This is a genomic window from Candidatus Symbiopectobacterium sp. NZEC127, assembly GCF_025962675.1.
Classification (GTDB): domain Bacteria; phylum Pseudomonadota; class Gammaproteobacteria; order Enterobacterales; family Enterobacteriaceae; genus Symbiopectobacterium.
Window position 1 is genome coordinate 978,768 of the sequence record NZ_JAGFPG010000001.1, and the last position, 17,420, is coordinate 996,187.

The 17,420-nt window shown below is 48.9% G+C and carries 16 protein-coding genes; 6 read left to right on the forward strand and 10 right to left on the reverse strand.

Annotation, left to right across the window (positions count from 1 at the left end):
* Nucleotides 1-105: 105 nt before the first annotated feature.
* The 6 genes from J5069_RS04595 to J5069_RS04620 all read right to left on the reverse strand — a co-directional run bounded on the left by J5069_RS04595 (nt 106) and on the right by J5069_RS04620 (nt 6,047).
* On the reverse strand, nt 106-1,299 hold the full coding sequence (locus J5069_RS04595; RefSeq protein ID WP_264642736.1) for a hypothetical protein: 1,194 nt from the start codon (nt 1,297-1,299) through the stop codon (nt 106-108).
* Between the two features lie 159 nt (nt 1,300-1,458).
* Nucleotides 1,459-2,892, reverse strand: a complete 1,434-nt coding sequence (locus tag J5069_RS04600) for a hypothetical protein (RefSeq protein WP_264642737.1) — start codon at nt 2,890-2,892, stop codon at nt 1,459-1,461.
* A gap of 114 nt (nt 2,893-3,006) precedes the next feature.
* Nucleotides 3,007-3,441 carry a DUF4157 domain-containing protein gene (locus J5069_RS04605; RefSeq protein ID WP_264642738.1) on the reverse strand — a complete coding sequence of 145 codons (435 nt, stop codon included), beginning with the start codon at nt 3,439-3,441 and terminating at the stop codon, nt 3,007-3,009.
* Between the two features lie 75 nt (nt 3,442-3,516).
* Nucleotides 3,517-4,890 carry an ATP-binding protein gene (locus J5069_RS04610; protein ID WP_264642739.1) on the reverse strand — a complete coding sequence of 458 codons (1,374 nt, stop codon included), beginning with the start codon at nt 4,888-4,890 and terminating at the stop codon, nt 3,517-3,519.
* Nucleotides 4,891-5,150: 260 nt separating this feature from the next.
* Nucleotides 5,151-5,585 carry a carboxymuconolactone decarboxylase family protein gene (locus J5069_RS04615; protein ID WP_264642740.1) on the reverse strand — a complete coding sequence of 145 codons (435 nt, stop codon included), beginning with the start codon at nt 5,583-5,585 and terminating at the stop codon, nt 5,151-5,153.
* A 27-nt stretch (nt 5,586-5,612) separates the two neighbouring features.
* A complete protein-coding gene (locus J5069_RS04620) occupies nt 5,613-6,047 on the reverse strand; it encodes a GNAT family N-acetyltransferase (RefSeq protein WP_264642741.1) in 435 nt (144 codons plus the stop codon).
* A gap of 101 nt (nt 6,048-6,148) precedes the next feature.
* Here J5069_RS04620 and J5069_RS04625 point away from each other — a divergent pair, with 101 nt between their 5' ends.
* Nucleotides 6,149-7,558, forward strand: a complete 1,410-nt coding sequence (locus J5069_RS04625; protein ID WP_264643729.1) for a PLP-dependent aminotransferase family protein — start codon at nt 6,149-6,151, stop codon at nt 7,556-7,558.
* Here J5069_RS04625 and J5069_RS04630 read toward each other — a convergent pair.
* Nucleotides 7,547-8,083 (reverse strand): DMT family transporter, encoded by a 537-nt coding sequence (locus J5069_RS04630; RefSeq protein WP_264642742.1) that lies wholly within the window; start codon nt 8,081-8,083, stop codon nt 7,547-7,549. The two genes, J5069_RS04625 and J5069_RS04630, sit on opposite strands and share 12 nt — an antisense overlap.
* 96 nt (nt 8,084-8,179) lie before the next feature.
* Between J5069_RS04630 and J5069_RS04635 the strand changes: the two genes are divergently transcribed.
* Entirely contained in the window at nt 8,180-9,103 is a 924-nt protein-coding gene (locus J5069_RS04635) for a LysR family transcriptional regulator (RefSeq protein WP_264642743.1), read from the forward strand.
* A gap of 5 nt (nt 9,104-9,108) precedes the next feature.
* On the opposite strand, the gene J5069_RS04640 is transcribed toward J5069_RS04635, so the two are convergent.
* Entirely contained in the window at nt 9,109-9,642 is a 534-nt protein-coding gene (locus tag J5069_RS04640) for a GNAT family N-acetyltransferase (RefSeq protein WP_264642744.1), read from the reverse strand.
* Between the two features lie 358 nt (nt 9,643-10,000).
* Between J5069_RS04640 and J5069_RS04645 the strand changes: the two genes are divergently transcribed.
* Entirely contained in the window at nt 10,001-11,113 is a 1,113-nt protein-coding gene (locus J5069_RS04645) for an anion transporter (protein WP_264642745.1), read from the forward strand.
* A gap of 135 nt (nt 11,114-11,248) precedes the next feature.
* Here the strand turns inward: J5069_RS04645 and J5069_RS04650 are convergent, their stop codons facing one another.
* Nucleotides 11,249-12,322, reverse strand: coding sequence for an alpha/beta hydrolase (locus J5069_RS04650; protein ID WP_264642746.1), 1,074 nt, complete (start codon nt 12,320-12,322; stop codon nt 11,249-11,251).
* A 370-nt stretch (nt 12,323-12,692) separates the two neighbouring features.
* Between J5069_RS04650 and J5069_RS04655 the strand changes: the two genes are divergently transcribed.
* Nucleotides 12,693-13,673, forward strand: a complete 981-nt coding sequence (locus J5069_RS04655) for a GlxA family transcriptional regulator (protein ID WP_264642747.1) — start codon at nt 12,693-12,695, stop codon at nt 13,671-13,673.
* Nucleotides 13,674-13,751: 78 nt separating this feature from the next.
* Nucleotides 13,752-14,765, forward strand: coding sequence for a type I glyceraldehyde-3-phosphate dehydrogenase (gene gap / locus J5069_RS04660; RefSeq protein WP_264642748.1), 1,014 nt, complete (start codon nt 13,752-13,754; stop codon nt 14,763-14,765).
* A gap of 119 nt (nt 14,766-14,884) precedes the next feature.
* Here the strand turns inward: gap and fucA are convergent, their stop codons facing one another.
* Nucleotides 14,885-15,532 (reverse strand): L-fuculose-phosphate aldolase, encoded by a 648-nt coding sequence (fucA, locus tag J5069_RS04665; protein ID WP_264642749.1) that lies wholly within the window; start codon nt 15,530-15,532, stop codon nt 14,885-14,887.
* A 565-nt stretch (nt 15,533-16,097) separates the two neighbouring features.
* Here fucA and fucP point away from each other — a divergent pair.
* The gene (gene fucP, locus J5069_RS04670; protein WP_264642750.1) at nt 16,098-17,408 is read left to right on the forward strand and encodes an L-fucose:H+ symporter permease; all 1,311 of its coding nucleotides are present in this window, start codon (nt 16,098-16,100) and stop codon (nt 17,406-17,408) included.
* Nucleotides 17,409-17,420 lie beyond the last annotated feature (12 nt).

The following is a 17,420-nucleotide window of genomic DNA, read 5'->3' on the forward strand; positions in this document are numbered from 1 at the left end:
TTCCGTACCAATGGCATTGAATAATACCAAACCATACATTGAGTCGGACTGTGGCGCTTGCCCAGACCAATCATCTAGAATGGATTACTCCCTATGTATCAAAATTTATGTCCCCTCGCCCGTCATTTTGAGTGATGTTTCTGAGCCTGTGAATGGATTAGCCGTTTTGTACGAACGACTATTTATAAACTCCTTGTACTCTGTATCTGGTAAGTTTTTAATTAAAGTGTCCCCTGGAATGTTTTTCATAACAGTGATCCAGTTTTTTATACCTTGTTTATTATCAGCGATCATAGCGCCTGCAGCTTCAAGCTGTATTTGAGTTGCTTGAGTCGTAACGTCATTATTTATTATATTGATTATATCCTGGATGGTTGTGGTGCTATCGATAAGTTTTATGATATCAGCCCAAGACCCAATTTGACCATCTCGTCTATAGGCGTCTTCGGCTGGCCTGAGTGGGTTTGCTACGTAGTCATATCGATATTCAAAAAGAGTGTGGATATCTCCTTGTTGGACACTAAAGGGGATAGGATCAATTTTTTCCTTAGCGTATTGTTGGTAGCGAATAGCACTGCCTGCTTTGGCGAAGCTGTCCAGAACAGGAATGGTTTGGTCTCTGCCTTGTTGATCCTGTAAGGTTATTGTTGGCGCTTTCTCGAAGAGCTGAAAAAAACTAAGCGATGCTTCTTCCTGGGTCATACTGTTATGACTGGGAGAGTCTGGGTAACCAAGATATTTAGACGTAGCTTGGATTTCGCGAGCAGGGAGGATAGGAACGATGCGAAGATCGATAGGGTACACATTGTTATGATTATTGTATCGTCCTAGAAGTTTTATCAGATCGTTGTAGACTGCTCTTTGTATATTTATGTCATGGGTATTGACGGTCTCAATAATATTTCCAACAACAGTTTTGAGAGCCATAGTGACCCCACCGCCATCTACGGCATTCTGTAGCTGGGAGTACCAGTCTTTCAGGGAGGGATATTTGTTATTTTTGATGTCATCAGAAACGTTCAGAGCAGTTTTTTGGATGGTATTAATATTGGCGAAGGGGACCTGTACTTTTTTGCTTGGCTGCTCAGCCAGGTTTTTATGAAATATTAATCTATCCAATAATAAATCTCGATCCTGAAGGTTAGAACTATTATGCTCTTGGATTTTTCTTTGCTCAATAACTTCAGATCGATTATCCACAAAACCAACACCCTGATTTTTATTACTCTTCTTCTGTGTTACTGAAGAATAAACTGCTCTACTTTTATTCTCTTTTGATTTCACTGTCTCTAAATACATATCTGGACCCTTATTGATTTTTTATTATATAAGACCTCTTTTTATGCAAGCTCGTTTATTTTACTCGCTCACATTTAACACCTTAGTTAATGTGTGCAAAAACTAATTTCTTCTTTTTTTATATAACCCACGGGCGATTGTTTCGGAAATAGTAGGCCATTACCAAATGAATTGGTCGTCTTCTCGTTTTCCGGGGGATTTTATATTTGTAACATCAGGAATAACGGGTTTTACAGCAGAACGCGCCTCTTGAAAACTAGTTGGTTTCGATCCAGCTTTAGCCATATCCCTGACAATCCCCATATACGAAAGATAATCTTGAGGATTGGTCGGATAAAACTGTTGATATTGGGATACAATTTCCTTAGCTTTTTTGGCCACTTTTTCACTTCCCACGCTTGGCCTGACGATAGGATCAAACTGACTTTCTTCATGAATTCTAAACCTTACGCCAGCGCGTTCGCCTCCTTCTAAATTGGTTTCAATAAAGCGTGTTCGCTCAACGCTCCAAACACCTACTATTTGATCGGGGGTCACTTCGGACACAGCATGCTCTTGAAATTGCCAACGACAATCTGCATTTTCACCTTCTTCAATTTCATACCCAGGATCATACGTCAAGCGGTCATAATCGGATACAGTACCTTCTTCTTGTGTTCTTTCGAACTCCTCCAGACTACTTTGAGCACCATAGGTATTAACTACCTGAGCTCCCGCCTTAACACGAATCGCATAGAGATAAATCGGCTTGTGATCATCCAGTCGTCGTTGTTCATCTGTCACCTCACCCGTCAACGGGAAAAATGCACTTCCTCTCACATCCTTTGCCAGACATACCGCTGATTTTAAGTTAATGTCATCAAAGGTTGTCCGCCATTTCACCGGTGGGACAGTCAGGCTTTTCTTAGCACGTTCATCTCGTAAATCTTCAGCGACAAAACCGGTTCCCAGAGTTCCCTCATCTAAGGATCCCAGTGTCTCTTTTGGGGTACGTCTGGTCCCATGAAAGAAAAGTTCGTCCTCAACCAACGTCCTGCTCCACTTTGAATTAGAGATGTCGAAATCTTTCTCTGTGATTATGCCTTCTACATCAAACCCTAAATATTTTGCCGTTTGATACCAGTGCTGCTCTTGTGCTTCGACGTATCTGGTTTCACACTCTTTTTGGATTTCGTCAACCAAGGCGCCGCCCAAATTATGTTTATAATTTGCTATCAATTCCTTATATTCTTCCACCGTATCGAAGTTTTCAGTAAAAATATGGGTATCAGGAAAAAAATTGTCATCACTCACTTTTTTCCACGTTTTTTTTTCAATGCATATAAGCTGCTTTACAACTTCACCCCCTTTATTGATAGAGCTTGGCATCGTCCCTTGAGTGATAACAAAGGGCGAAGGTCTATTCACGGAGGAGCCTTGCTGTAAAACTTGAGGGCTCTCATTCATCGCCCCCAGTTTATTTTTTTCGGTAATAATCTCTGGCCGATTATCTATAAACCCAAGACTTTTCCTCCCATTACCTTTCTTCTGAGAAACAGAATTCGCAAAGGATTTATTTTTATTCCTATCCGATTTTCCTACTTGTTTATACATATCTCAACCTTTTTTTATCGGATTTTACAGGCTATATTTATTTGGACGTAATTCTTTAATACCCAACCCATTATTATTTCATCACTTATATAAATAGCTATCTCACTCAGCAGCCTAAACGCCCCGCAACGCTTTAGCGCCCAACACATCAGCCTCAAGCTCTAACGCCGGATGATCATTGACTGCCATTCCGGCAACCGAGGTGGTTGGGGCAACGCGCCCCTGCGCCTGTTGCACTACGTGCCCCAGCTCATGAGGCAAATGCTTTTCCTGCCCGGCACCAAGGTGTATATCGCTGCCCTGTGCGTAGGCATGCGCCTGAACGGCAGCGGGTTTTGAAGAGTTATAATGCACCCGGACATGATCCAGACTCATGCCACTGATATTTTCCATACCACTTTTCAGGTTATCGGGCAGGCCGGTTTTATTGGGCTGTCTTTGCACGGGCTCATTGCGATTGTCCTCCAGTGCCGTCGTAGCAAGGCTGGCTTTACGCTGCGAAACCGCCTGTCGGGTAGATGGATGTCGTGCCGTTTGTTTTGAAAACATCACAAGCTGTCCTCTTTCTCAATCGTGCTATATCAAATCGGGATCACCCTTTCCGCTTATGTCACGCCGCTACATTCACTCAAAAAACATTTTGTTATCTTTTCTAAATTCCTGACGAATACTGGCAATAATGTCGTCCTGATTAACTACGCGTTCATCCCGTTGAATAGCCGTTAATGCACATTGGCGCAGCACGTTAATGATTTGCCCACCGGCCACTTCATAGCGATCGGCAATAGCGGATAAATTGACATCTTCAGCGAGTTCACACACGCCATGAAAGGCGTTTTGCCATAACTGTAAGCGCTCTTTCGGCCCAGGGATGGTAAATTGCACCATACTCTGAAAACGTCGGGTAAACGCTTCATCCATATTGGTTTTTAAGTTGGTAGCAATGATCACCGTGCCGGGAAAATCCTCTATCTTTTGCAATAAATAGCCCGTCAGTTGGTTGGCATGCCGGTCATTGGATGAGCTGACTTCAGAGCGTTTGCCAAACAAAGCATCCCCTTCATCAAAAAACAGTATCCACTCTTTATAACTGGCGGCTTCAAACACACGAGATAGGTTTTTTTCCGTTTCACCAATGTATTTTGACACCACCATGGAAAGATCGACGCGATAAACATCTCGCCCGGTTGTTTTGCCCAGTAGCGCCGCCGTCAGGGTTTTGCCCGTACCCGGTGGGCCAAAGAACACGGCCCGATAACCCGGCTTCACCTTTTTCACCAATTGCCACTCATCCATAAGCGTGTGGCCATAGTTGAGCCAGGCATGCAGCTCTTCAATTTGCGCCATTACGTTGGCATCCAGTACCAGATCTTTCCATTCCAGTGGGGATTCCAGTAAATGGGCCGGGAAGCTGGCACTTAGCTCAGGGCGCAACCGCTCACCGGTCATAAAATAGTGTAGCCACTCTTCGTTTAATCGATAAATGCCCGCCCATTTGGGCACGCCTTCATCGACAGATAAAAGTTGAGTGACCTGCTCTGCCATCAAACGATGTTTGTTTGAAAAAATGGCGTGGACGTAGACGCGCCAGTCGGGGTTATTGGCACTGATAAGAAAGTTGAGTGTTTGCCCCGTCGGAATAAAACCGCTAAAAGCTTTGTCACTGACACCACCAAATTCAGTAAAAGGGCGATCAATAATGCGGTTAAGGCCAAAGAAAATATCAAGGGTATCGGGTTTCACGCTGGACGCCATGGCAAGCGCCAGGGCCAGACGGTCATAAATAGAGAGTTGCCAGTCAATAATCAGATTGGCATAAGGCGTGCCTTTTGCCAGTTCCGGTGGCGGAATATCCAGCCAGTGACGTTCATGCCCCTCTTGTTTAAGATAGCTGCAAATGACCTGATTGATCACCAGCGACAGCCATGCCATCTCGCGATAGAGCACAATGACATTGTTCGCTTGTTGATTATTCTCGATATCTGCTTGTTGAAGCATGCCAAATCCTTAAGAAGAGGTGCATCAAGCTTAGATCAGCTTTTGAGCAGAGGCGTATGCAACAAAATCATTATAGCATGTCATTCAACCCGGTTATTTTATCAACAACGCCAGTCGATGAATTTATCAAACAGCGAGGCGTACATCGTGTACCGGCAGTTAAAAGCGATCAGGAGCGCTGGCGTAGACTGCAATCGATATGCAGAACACTCATATATTCTTTTTCCCATTCCGGCGTTTCCCTGAACCAGACGTAAGGATTACTGACGCATGCCGATCGCCAGACGGTTGAATGCACTCATCAGCGCAATGGCAAAGGTCAGATCGGAAATTTCAGCTTCGCTGAAATAGGCCTCCAGAGGAGCATAATCCTCGTCAGGTGCATGTGTTTTATCTACGTGCGTCAGAGACTCCGTCCACGCGAGGGCGGAGCGTTCACGTTTGCTAAATAATTCGCTGACGCGCCATCCTGCCAGGCTATCCAGTCGCGCGGCGCTTTCACCGTCAGCGCGCAAGGCTTTGGCGTGCATCTCCAGGCAAAATGCGCAGCCGTTAATCTGGGAGGTCCGCAGCCAGACTAACTCAATCAGCGCTTTCCCAAGACTGCTCTTACTCAGTGCCTTTTTGGTCTCAGCAAACCCGTTATAGGCTTCCGGGGAAAGGGTGTAATACGGTAAACGTTGTGGGGTGTTCATCAGGTTATCTCCGGTTATAAAAAAACGTCATGCTAAGGACTGGCGAAAGTGCATGCCTGCCGCCAGCAAGCCTTGTCGATAGTAGAAACGTTGGCCCAGCGCATTACCTAAAGCGGTATCAAGCACCAGGTGAGTACAATTCTGACAGCGCGCCTCTTCGCGCAGAGCATCGATTAATTTCGCGCCCAGACCGTGGCTGCGGGCGCGAGGTGCCGTCACAAGATCATCAACATACAGAAAACGCCCGTACAGTAGATTTTCCGAGAGCCGGTAGCCGGTCAGAGCCAGTAGCGCTTGATCCTGCCAGATGCCCAGCAAGCAATAACCCTGTTCAGCCTGACGGTAAACACGGGCTATAAAATTCTCTGCATCGGTCAGGTGTGGTCGCAACTCCCGCATTAATAGGTACGCGGCATGAAGCGCCAGTTCGCCTTCAACCTTGTGTACTTCAAATGTCGCCATTCGTTCCTCCTGTCTACTGGCGGCAATATATCGCCGCAATGACCTATGCTACAGTGACAAGAATTACCTAAACTACCAGGACATATAACGTGGAAGCACTGATGCCAACGTCCAGTTGGCAGCCGGACACGCCGCTCTATTTGCAGCTTTATCAGCGATATCGCGATGCCATCACTGCCGGTCGGTTGCGCCCGGGGGAACGCGTCCCCTCAATACGCAATCTCGCCAGTGAGCTTCATGTAGCACGGGGAACGGTGGAAATGGCTTATCAGATGCTGGTCAGCGAAGGCTATATTGTGACGAAGGGAGCGGCAGGTACCCGGGTCTCGCCTCAACTGGCGACACTGCCGAACGCCGGAAATCCGTTACAACAACGCCGAACCTCAGCAGCGCAGCCTTATCAGACGCGCCTGGTGAGGAATATTTTACCGTTTCAGCCAGGTGTACCGGCACTGGACGCGTTCCCACGGAAAATATGGTCTCGTCTGTCGGGACAAACACTGCGCATGATTGAGTCATCGATGATGAATCAGCCCGATCCGGCCGGATATGCGCCGCTTCGGGAAGCTATCGCCACCTATCTGGGTATTTCTCGTGGTATCGCCTGCACGCAGGAGCAGGTGTTTATTACCATCGGCTATCAGGGAGCGCTTGAGCTGCTGTGTCGCACCGTTTTACGGACAGGCGACCGTGGTTGGTATGAAAATCCCGGCTATTTTCCCGGCAGAGACTTTCTGCAGCAAATGGGGATGGAGTTAACACCCGTTCCGGTGGATAAAGAGGGGCTACAGGTTGCCACCGGAGAGCAGTTGGCACCGAATGCACGTTTTGCCGTCGTTACACCTTCACACCAAAGCCCCACAGGCGTCGCGCTGTCCTTACCCCGACGACTGGCGTTGCTGGCATGGGCGAACCAAAAAGATGCCTGGATCATCGAGGATGACTACGACAGTGAATTCCGTTACCACGGCCACCCACTACCGGCCCTCAAAAGCCTCGATCATGAGCAACGCGTGCTTTATACCGGCACTTTCAGTAAAGTCCTTTTTCCCGGCTTACGTCTGGCCTATCTGGTGGTGCCCCCCTCTCTGCAACTGACCTTTCACGAGGCAGTTAACCACTGGCCCGGTCCGGGTTCGATTCTGCCACAAGCGATGGTGGCTGCATTCATGCAACAGGGGCATTTTGCCCGCCATTTGCGCAAAATGCGTCAGTTGTACGCCGTCAGGCGTGGTTATCTTGTAGAGGCACTTGAAAGCATTTTCGGCCCTTCTTTGCACATCCAGCCTCAGGCAGGGGGGATACAGGTTATGGCCTACCTGAACGAACAACAATCCGATAAGGCACTGGTGATGGCAGCCCAAGCACAAGGGCTTGGTGTTAAGGCGCTCAGCGAATGGGATGCAGGGATCCCGCAGCAGAACGGGCTACTCATGGGATTTACTAATTTTACCTGCGCGGAAGAAGCACAAGCGGCGGTGAAACGTTTAGCAGCACTGCTAGCGACATGAGACTCTTGGCAACGTGGTAGAAGCAGAAGCAGGCGTCTGTTCTGCCCCTCCTCCTCCCTTTCCCGTATGCTGCATGAGAACGGCTCCGGCAATAATGAGTATCACACCGGCTACTCGGGCTAGCGTGACGGGGCGTGGTGCGAGCCCCATCAAACCAAACTGATCGACAAGTATCGCCGCGATCGTCTGACCCGCCACCACCAGAACAAGGAAACTGGCAGCGCCGAGTTTTGGTGTTAAGGCTGTTGAACTGACGACATAAAGTGCACCAAATACACCGCCAATCCAAAGCCACCAGGGCCCCTCCAGGGCACTGCTCAGACGAGGGCCCGGTGCTTTGAAAAACCACAGCAGCGGTAATAGCACAAGCATACTGACTGTGAGCGAGACCAGTGCCCCCCACAGCGGGTGTCCCAGTGCCTTACCTACCGCAGCATTACTCGCTACCTGAAACGGCAACAACGCGCCGGCTAAAAGCGCAGTTCCTGTCGGGATAAGCGATAAGGCGATAACTTTAATCAACATGTAATACCTCCAGAAAAAGAATAATGCGATAGAGGCATCTTTCACTATTAGCTATATTTATTGAAATTAGTAATTTATATACAGGACATGCATGAAATGGATGCTTTGCGGAAAATTGATCTTAACCTGCTCCTGACGTTACACGCCCTGCTCGCTGAGAAACACGTTACGCGCGCGGCGCTCAGGCTCCATCGCAGCCAGCCGGCGGTGAGTCACTCGCTGGCACAACTGAGAGTTCACTTCAAGGATCCCTTGCTGGTTCGTAAGAACGGAAAAATGACGCTTTCGGCCAAGGCTCACGCCCTGCTTCCTCCGCTTGAAACTTTGCTTCAGGGGTTGAGTAGCCTGTTAGCGCCTTCCGTATTTGACCCCTATACGGCAAAACGACGCTTCAGGATAGCGATGTCCGATTACGCCGCAAGGATAGTATTGCCCTCTTTGGTGATTCATCTGCGACAACATGCACCGGGAATGGATCTGGCTATTATTCAAGCCAGTAGAGAAATGATGCTGGCACAACTTGAAGATGGTGAAGTGGATCTTGCGCTGGGCGTTTTCCCAAATTTTGTCGAAGGTATTCAGAAGGAGACGCTTTTCACTGAAGCGTTTATTTGTCTTGCCGACAGGCGCTTTCTGCCTGTGCGTAGTGATCTGACCCTGGAAGAGTGGCTGGCGAAGCCACACGTACAACTGGCAACGCTGCCGGATACGGTTGATGAAATTGAAAAAGCATTGATTGCCAAGGGGCTAAAACGACACGTCTGTGTGGCACTTCCTCATTGGAGTGCCGCAGTAAACCTGCTTGCCGGAACCGACCTGGTATTAACCATCGCCAGCCGTACCGTGGCACCTGAAGATTGTCATGATGCTCTTTGTCGCTTTAACCCCCCTCTTGAACTTCCCGATTTCGCGTTTGAACAAGCCTGGCATTTCAGGAAGAATGCCGATCCGGCTCATCATTGGCTACGTTGCGCGATCGTGGCGAGTTGTGAACGATTCAGAGAGGTTGCTTCTGCCTAACTTATTTATGCCCATTCCTTCTTAAGTAGCGCATAGATGTAGGTGTCATCGTATTTTGCCTCATCATTCTGCCCTGCAAACGAAACGAACTCCTTGAAACACCCTTCGCGACGCATATGAAGACGTTCGCAAAGCCGCTGAGAGGCGAGATTGTAGTCTTCAACGTAGGCGTACAGGCGCCGAGCTTCTTTTTCAGTAAACAAGTACTGAAACAGCGCGGAGACAGATCCCGTCGCAAAGCCCTGTCCCTCATAATGGTGGTTAAAATGCCAGCCAACCGACCAGGTATTGCTGTCCGGCTCTTCTCTGTTATCGGCAAACAGATGCCCGATCAATGTGTCATTCTCTTTGAGGCACACGGCAAACTGGCTGGGATCAGCGGCTCTTCTGGTAACCTCTTCCTGTGCTTCTGCGAGTGAGCTCAGCTTTTCATCCTGAAAACAGGGAGTGCGCGGCGAAGACAGGTAGTCTAGCAGTGACAGGGCATCTTTTTCCCTGAAAGAACGAATGACAAGTCTTGGCGTGGTGACTACGATCATGACGTGGTGGGCCAATAAAATGAATGTGTACTTAGTCTACCATTCGTCAACGTTATGCGCGCAAAATTTTCTACAGGAATACAGCTAAGCCATTGATAAAAAATGAATAGTGTCGATTGACTATGCGGACATTGCGGGTAATGCCCATCCGCCTTGCTAGCTTGGCAACGGGCACTGTGGGCACAGTGCGGTAATGGGCCCAGCATTGACAGAGAGGGTCGCCAGTCATTACTCTTTTGCCGCAGCTTCATGGTGTAAACCTGGAAGTCATCCGATACGGAAGGGATGAAACACCCCGTCAGCGCAGAAATACTTGAGTGTTTTCTTTTTACACCTTGCAACAAGGGTTGCCGTCTGAATGAGTATGCCTTTTTTCCGCGCCTTACTGCGCGACCGTTTTTTACATCTGTTATTGATTATTGGCGTCGGTCTTTGTTTCGCCGTGCCTTTCGCTCCTGCTACCTGGCCTGGGGCAATTGACTGGCATACCATCATCACCCTGAGCGGATTGATGTTATTGACGAAAGGCGTGGAACTCAGCGGCTATTTTGATGTACTGGGGCGTCGTATGGTGAGGCGTTTTCACAGTCAACGGCGACTGGCGATATTTATGATGCTGGCCGCCGCGACACTGTCTACCTTTCTGACTAACGATGTGGCGCTGTTTATTGTGGTGCCGCTGACGATCACCTTAAAGAAGTTGTGCAGAATACCGATCAATCGTCTGATCATTTTTGAAGCGCTGGCAGTTAACGCCGGTTCCCTGCTCACCCCGATTGGCAACCCGCAGAATATTTTGCTGTGGGGACGTTCAGATCTATCATTTCTGGCCTTCATCTGGCAGATGACGCCGCTGGCGCTGGCAATGATGGCGACATTACTGGTGTTGTGCTGGTTCTGCTTCCCCGATAAAACGCTTAATTATCTTAGCGGTGAGAAAAGTGTGGACTGGCAACCTCGACTCGTCTGGTGCTGTCTGGTTTTTTATCTGATCTTTATCGCCGCACTGGAATTAAAACAGGAGCTGTGGGGGCTGGCACTGGTGGCAGCGGGATTTTTAGTGCTCGAGCGCCGGGTCATCCTGACGGTTGACTGGACTCTGCTGCTGGTTTTTATGGCGATGTTTATCGACGTTCACTTGCTAATACAGCTACCTGCGCTTCACGATGTTCTCAGTAGTACCCGGTATCTGTCACCGGCTGAATTGTGGCTGACAGCCATTGGTTTGTCGCAGTTTATCAGTAACGTGCCTGCCACCATTTTGCTACTGAATTACGTTCCGCCAGACACCCTACTCGCCTGGGCGGTAAACGTGGGGGGATTCGGTCTGTTGCCAGGTTCGCTGGCAAATTTGATCGCTCTACGTATGGCCAACGATCGCCGTATCTGGTGGCGCTTTCATTTCTACTCTTTGCCGTTGCTACTCTGGGCCGCCGTGGTGGGCTACGGTCTGTACTATTTCGGATCCTAGACTGCCCCTACTGATTGGCTGATTTGTAATAAGCACGCCCGAACACTCCGGCAGTGTCAGCAGGCTTAGAGATTTATAGCATAAGAAAACACCCGGCCAAGCCGGGTGTTGATACACACTGATGTTCACGCTGTTTTACTTGAGGCGATAGCAGTTTATCCCGGCGTTGAATGACAGTTCGTCATAAACGCTTTCACCGTTAAAAACGCGATCGAAAAAACGAAATGCTGAGCTGTTTGAGTTTGAGACCGCATCACCTTCAAAATACGCATGACTGCTGCCAACAACCTCTGTGAAGTCTACATAAATGGCCTGTTTTGCATCAAGGTTATGCAAATGATGACCCAATCGTGGCAATTGTTGCTCACCTAATTTTGCTCTTGATAATTTCAGCGCACTATCATCTTCATTAATCGTGATGTAGACAGACTTACGACAGGGTATTTTATCCACCCATTGTTTATGATCTTTATTATTGGCATCAGCAGCCGCCAATATGACATTATCGAACAGCAGTTCATGTGCGTTTGAACTCTCAGGGTACAAGGTATATTGATACAAATAGTTGCCCATACTGTGTGTCATCATATTGATGGATATTGGGCATTTATCTTCCTGTAGCCGCATGATCAATGCATTACGCTTTTCCGTTGAAGCATTGCTCCCAAGTTGTTTATCGACTTTTTTTACAATCTCAATTTTTACCTTTTCCACCTGTTCCCTGAACAGTGCTGCCATGCGGCCCAGGCAGCGTTCGAGGGCTCCCGTTGAGGCCCGCGCATCTCTTTTATCGCTAAGGTATGAGGCCGTACCCCATACGCCGCCCCCATTGGCTGGCCAAGAGAAAACCAACACTTCAACATTATAAAGTGCTTCCAGCCGTGCTGCACGTTCCAGCACATCCTCTATGTTATTATTATAACCATGGACAAAAAACAGCAAATTTCTTTTCTCTGCCTGTAATTTTTTAAACAAAACGGCAGCAACATAATCACTGGCATAATAAGTCACACCGGCGTCAGTCAGATTAACTTCCGTTTTCATTTTCTCAGTTATCTTATCGGGAAGAATATTAACCGTCCACTTACCCTCTTTTTTCTCTGCCGCTACCAATCGTAATTCATTAGGACCATTTTCATTAGCCGTATCACCAAACAGTTTCAAGTCCTTGCCATTTTTATTCACATTCCTATTCGTCACAATAAACATAGAAATCACCTTTAATAAAGATATATTTATTACGGAATGGTTTCACCGAAATGCATTTTTATTCATGGTGCTTTGGCCGCAGCTATCGGCAAAACACCGCGTGCAGGCACGCAGAGATGCATTAAGATGTGTTATGTAAAAATTTGAATTGAAACATTTGCGCGCGGTAACTATCACCGCTGACACAAGCGTAGACAGCGGAGCGCAACTTATCCACTGGCGTAGGATAAAACGCTGCGCGCTTTTAACGGTTTTTTGCTATTCCCAAGGTAGCCGCTGTGGTGAAGGTCTAGGCATCTCAGTAAAAGACCTCAATACGCACACACCGCCCCTGTCTTGACTTATTTTGCAAAAAGTATATTTTTCGGACATGAAGAAAATCCTGATAATCGTTCCCGATGGCGGCATGCTGTTTGAGTCGGCCGGTATTGCCGACATCCTGATGCAAGCGAACCAACTGCATACTGACGGGTTGGCGCGTCCTCGCTATCACATCAATATTGCCACCACACAGCCGCATCAGGTAATCCACGGTCAATCTGGGCTGAATCTGCTTGCGGATCACCGCCTGCATGAGCTGGATCCCCGAGAGCCGCTCGACACCATACTGATTACCGGCCGTGGGCAAAATGAGCAGGAAGGCATTGCCGTCGTAGATTGGCTACGCCTTGCCGCGCCGCATGCTAGGCGCATTGCATCGATTTGCGGCGGTGCGATGCTGCTTGCTCAGAGTGGGTTATTGAACGGCAGGCGAGCGACCACGCATTGGAAACTGCTGGAAACCATGCAGTCGGCCTTCCCTGAGGTAAAGGTCGAAGCGGGTCCACTGTATATACAGGATGGCCCTATCTGGACTTCCGGCGGCGTCAGTTCTGGTTTTGATCTTACGCTGGCGCTGGTTGAGGAGGATTACGGCTTTAGCCTTGCCCGCGATGTCGCACAAGATCTGGTGATGTATCTGCGTCGCCCAGGTGGTCAATTGCAGTTTAGCCGTTACAATCTGCGCCAAACCGGCAATTCAGGTCCGATAAGCGATTTGCAGGCGTGGATACTCGACAACATTACCGCCGATCTCGGCGTGGAAGCGCTGGCAGAAAAAGTCGCCATGAGCCCGCGTAATTTTACCCGGGTATTTACCCGTGAAACCGGCGTTTCTCCGGCGCGCTATGTGTCAGAAGCGCGCCTTGCCGCCGCACGACAACATCTTGAACAAACTACCGACACGCTGGAGCGGATCGCCACCAATACGGGGTTTGGCAGCAGCATTAATCTGCGTCGTATTTTTGAAAAACAGCTGCAATTAACCCCCGGCGAATATCGCCAACGCTTCCATTGTCGCAAAATGGCGTAATGTGATCCTTTTTTGTCATTTACGCCAATAGCGCCATGGCCTACAGTCACTCCAGAGACAACCTATAAGGAGTGCATCATGGTCAACGTCGGTATCAATGGTTTCGGCAGAATCGGGCGCAACGTGCTGCGTGCCGCATTGGGCAACCCAGACATCCACATTGTGGCAATTAACGATTTGACGGACAGCAAAACGCTGGCCCACCTGCTGAAATATGACTCTCTGCTGGGCACACTCTCAGCCACCGTTGAAGCCACCAACGGGCAGTTGCGCGTTAATGGAAACCCCATCACCGTGTTCAGCGAACGCGACCCAGCACGCATTCCCTGGCGTGAGGCTGAGGTGGATATCGTTATCGAAGCGACGGGCCTTTTTACCGAACGCGAAAAGGCGGCGGTGCATATTGATAGCGGCGGTGCCAAGCGCGTCATCATCTCTGCGCCGGGCAAGAATGACGACTTAACGGTGGTGATGGGCGTAAACCATGGATTATACGATCCGCAAAAGCACTACGTTATCAGCAACGGAAGCTGCACCACCAACGGTTTGGCACCGGCGGCACAGGTTCTGCACCAGCACTTTGGTATCAAACATGGCCTGATGAATACCACACACGCCTACACCAACAGCCAGGCATTACACGATCAGCCGGAGAAGGATCTGCGTGGCGCGCGCGCCGCCGCATTATCGATTGTGCCCTACTCCAGTGGCGCGGCCAAAGCGCTGGGGAAAGTGATCCCGGAACTGGATGGGCGGCTGACCGGCTATTCCCTGCGCGTGCCGGTGCCTGTGGTATCAATCGTCGATCTCACGGTGACCCTTGAGCGCGAGGTGACGGTAGAAGAGGTCAACGACGCATTCCGTCAGGCGGCTGCCTCCGGCCCGTTACAGGGCATTCTCGGCTATAGCGACGAGCCGTTGGTCTCGAGCGATTATCAGGGCGATCCGCGTTCATCCATCATTGATGGGCTATCGACGCTGGTTATCGGTGGCAATATGGTCAAAATCCTCGCCTGGTACGACAACGAATGGGGATTTTCAAACCGCCTTGTCGATTTAGCGCTGATGATAAGCCAACGTGAACCGGCATAAATACCGTGACCGAACACCCGGTTAACCCGGGTGTTCATCGCCTGATAAAAGCCGCCGCGTGACCACGCCCTGTGGTTACCGTTAAGTGCAAACACCGCAGCAACCTGCCTGATGCCACCTTATTCTTCAATGCGCAAGCCATAGGTTTTGAATTTTTCCAGCACAATGGCAATCTCTTCCTCGCTTAATACCGGTACCGGATCGACAATGGCTAGCGTACTGAGATAGAGATGAGCCAGCACTTCCACTTCGTGCGCGAGCCACAAGGCTTTCTCCAGATTTTCTTCGCAGGCAATCAGACCGTGGTGCTGCAACAACGTGGCCTTACGGTGTTTGAGCGCAATGGCAACCTGTTCAGAAAGCGCACGCGTGCCAAATGTGGCGTAGGGTGCGCACGGAATCGAATTCCCACCTGCCGCGGCAATAATGTAGTGAATGGCCGGAATCGGACGATTAAGAATTGAAACCGCCGTGCAGTTAACCGCGTGGTTATGCACCACCGCGTTAGCATCCGGCCGGGTTTGGTACGTAACCCAGTGAAAACGCCATTCGCTGGAGGGCAATTTACCCTGTTCGTGTTGCCCGTTGGCATCGATATAAACAATGTGCGATTCGGTGAGTTTTTCATAAGGAATACCCGTTGGCGTAATCAACATACCCTCCTGATAACGCACGCTCACATTCCCTGCGGTGCCTTGGTTAAGCCCCAGGCGAGTCATTTCCAGACAGGTGTCAATAATTTGCCTGGCCAATTTGCTGCGTTCCATTTATTACCTCTCTCAGTGATTCACAATAAAGTGGCTGAATCCCGGTGCAGTATCGCACCCGGTTCCATTAAATTAATCAGATTCGTAGTCACCATCATCACGCGTAATAGCAAGAAGGATATTTACATCGCCGTTTTTTGTGACGGGACTCAATTAATTAGACGTAAAAAAAGATGAATCCATCAACAGCGCATTTTGAAAACGCCCGTTATTAACAAGATTATTAAAAACGGTCATTTTAAACACCCGTAAAAAATGCCCGTTTTGTATCTATTTTATTAAATCGGTCATTGCCAATGTGGTTTTACGCAATAATTTTCTCAAACGGTCATGCCATTACGCTAATTAAGGTGATGGCAATCACATAAAAACACCAAGCATTGTCAAATGTGACAAGCATCATATTAAACGACGTGGTTTATTTGAAAATCAATTCATGCGTTCACCCGGCGTATTGATTTATTTATCCGGTGCATCCCCGAACTCGCATAAATTTGCGGTTCGAACAGAATGCGAACTGCACGCCAATGGCTGTTGAACACCCTTCTGAACTGATGAGGTTGCTATGGGAAACACAACGATACAAACGCAGAGCTTCCGGGCTGTGGATACAGGACAAACAAAGCGTTACATCATTCCATTCGCGCTGCTCTGCTCTTTGTTTTTTCTTTGGGCGGTCGCCAATAATTTGAATGACATTCTATTACCGCAATTTCAGCAGGCCTTTACCCTGACAAATTTTCAGGCTGGGTTGATCCAATCCGCTTTCTATTTTGGTTATTTTATCATTCCCATTCCCGCAGGGATTCTGATGAAAAAGCTCAGTTATAAAGCAGGGATTATTACCGGGCTATTTTTGTACGCGGTTGGCGCCGCCTTATTCTGGCCTGCCGCCGAGATGATGAATTACGCGTTATTCCTGATTGGGCTGTTTATTATTGCTGCCGGACTCGGTTGTCTTGAAACCGCAGCCAATCCTTTTGTAACGGTATTAGGACCAGAAAGCGGTGGGCATTTTCGTCTCAATTTAGCGCAAACCTTCAACTCCTTCGGCGCTATTATTGCGGTGGTCTTTGGGCAAAGTCTTATTTTATCCAATGTGCCACACCAACCGCAGGAGGTGCTTGATAATATGGCACCAGAACAACTCAGTGCCTATAAACACAGTCTGGTGTTATCGGTGCAAACCCCTTATCTGATTATTGTTGCGGTGGTACTCATCGTTGCACTGCTGATCGTGTTTGCCAAATTCCCTACGCTGCAAAGTGAGGAGCACCCTGATAGCGCGCAAGGATCGTTCAGTGCATCGTTTACTCGTCTGGTTCGCATTCGTCACTGGCGCTGGGCCGTGCTAGCGCAGTTTTGCTACGTCGGCGCACAAACCGCCTGCTGGAGCTATCTGATTCGCTACGCCATCGAAGAGATCCCCGGCATGACGCCCGGTTTCGCCGCCAACTATCTAACGGGCACCATGGTGTGTTTCTTTATCGGCCGCTTCACCGGCACCTGGCTCATCAGCCGTTTTGCACCACATAAAGTACTGGCGGCCTATGCCCTGCTCGCCATGATGCTGTGCCTCCTCTCGGCAGTCAGCGGTGGGCATCTCGGGCTGTTGGCCCTGACCCTGTGCAGTGCGTTTATGTCGATTCAATATCCAACCATTTTTTCATTAGGTATCAAAAAGCTGGGACAGGATACCAAATACGGTTCGTCCTTTATCGTCATGACCATCATTGGTGGCGGCATCGTTACGCCGGTGATGGGGTTTGTCAGCGATGCCGCTGGCAATATCCCAACCGCCGAACTGGTGCCAGCGGCCTGCTTCGCCATCATCTTTATTTTTGCCCGTTTCCGTTCACAAACGGCAACCCACTAACGCTTTATCCGT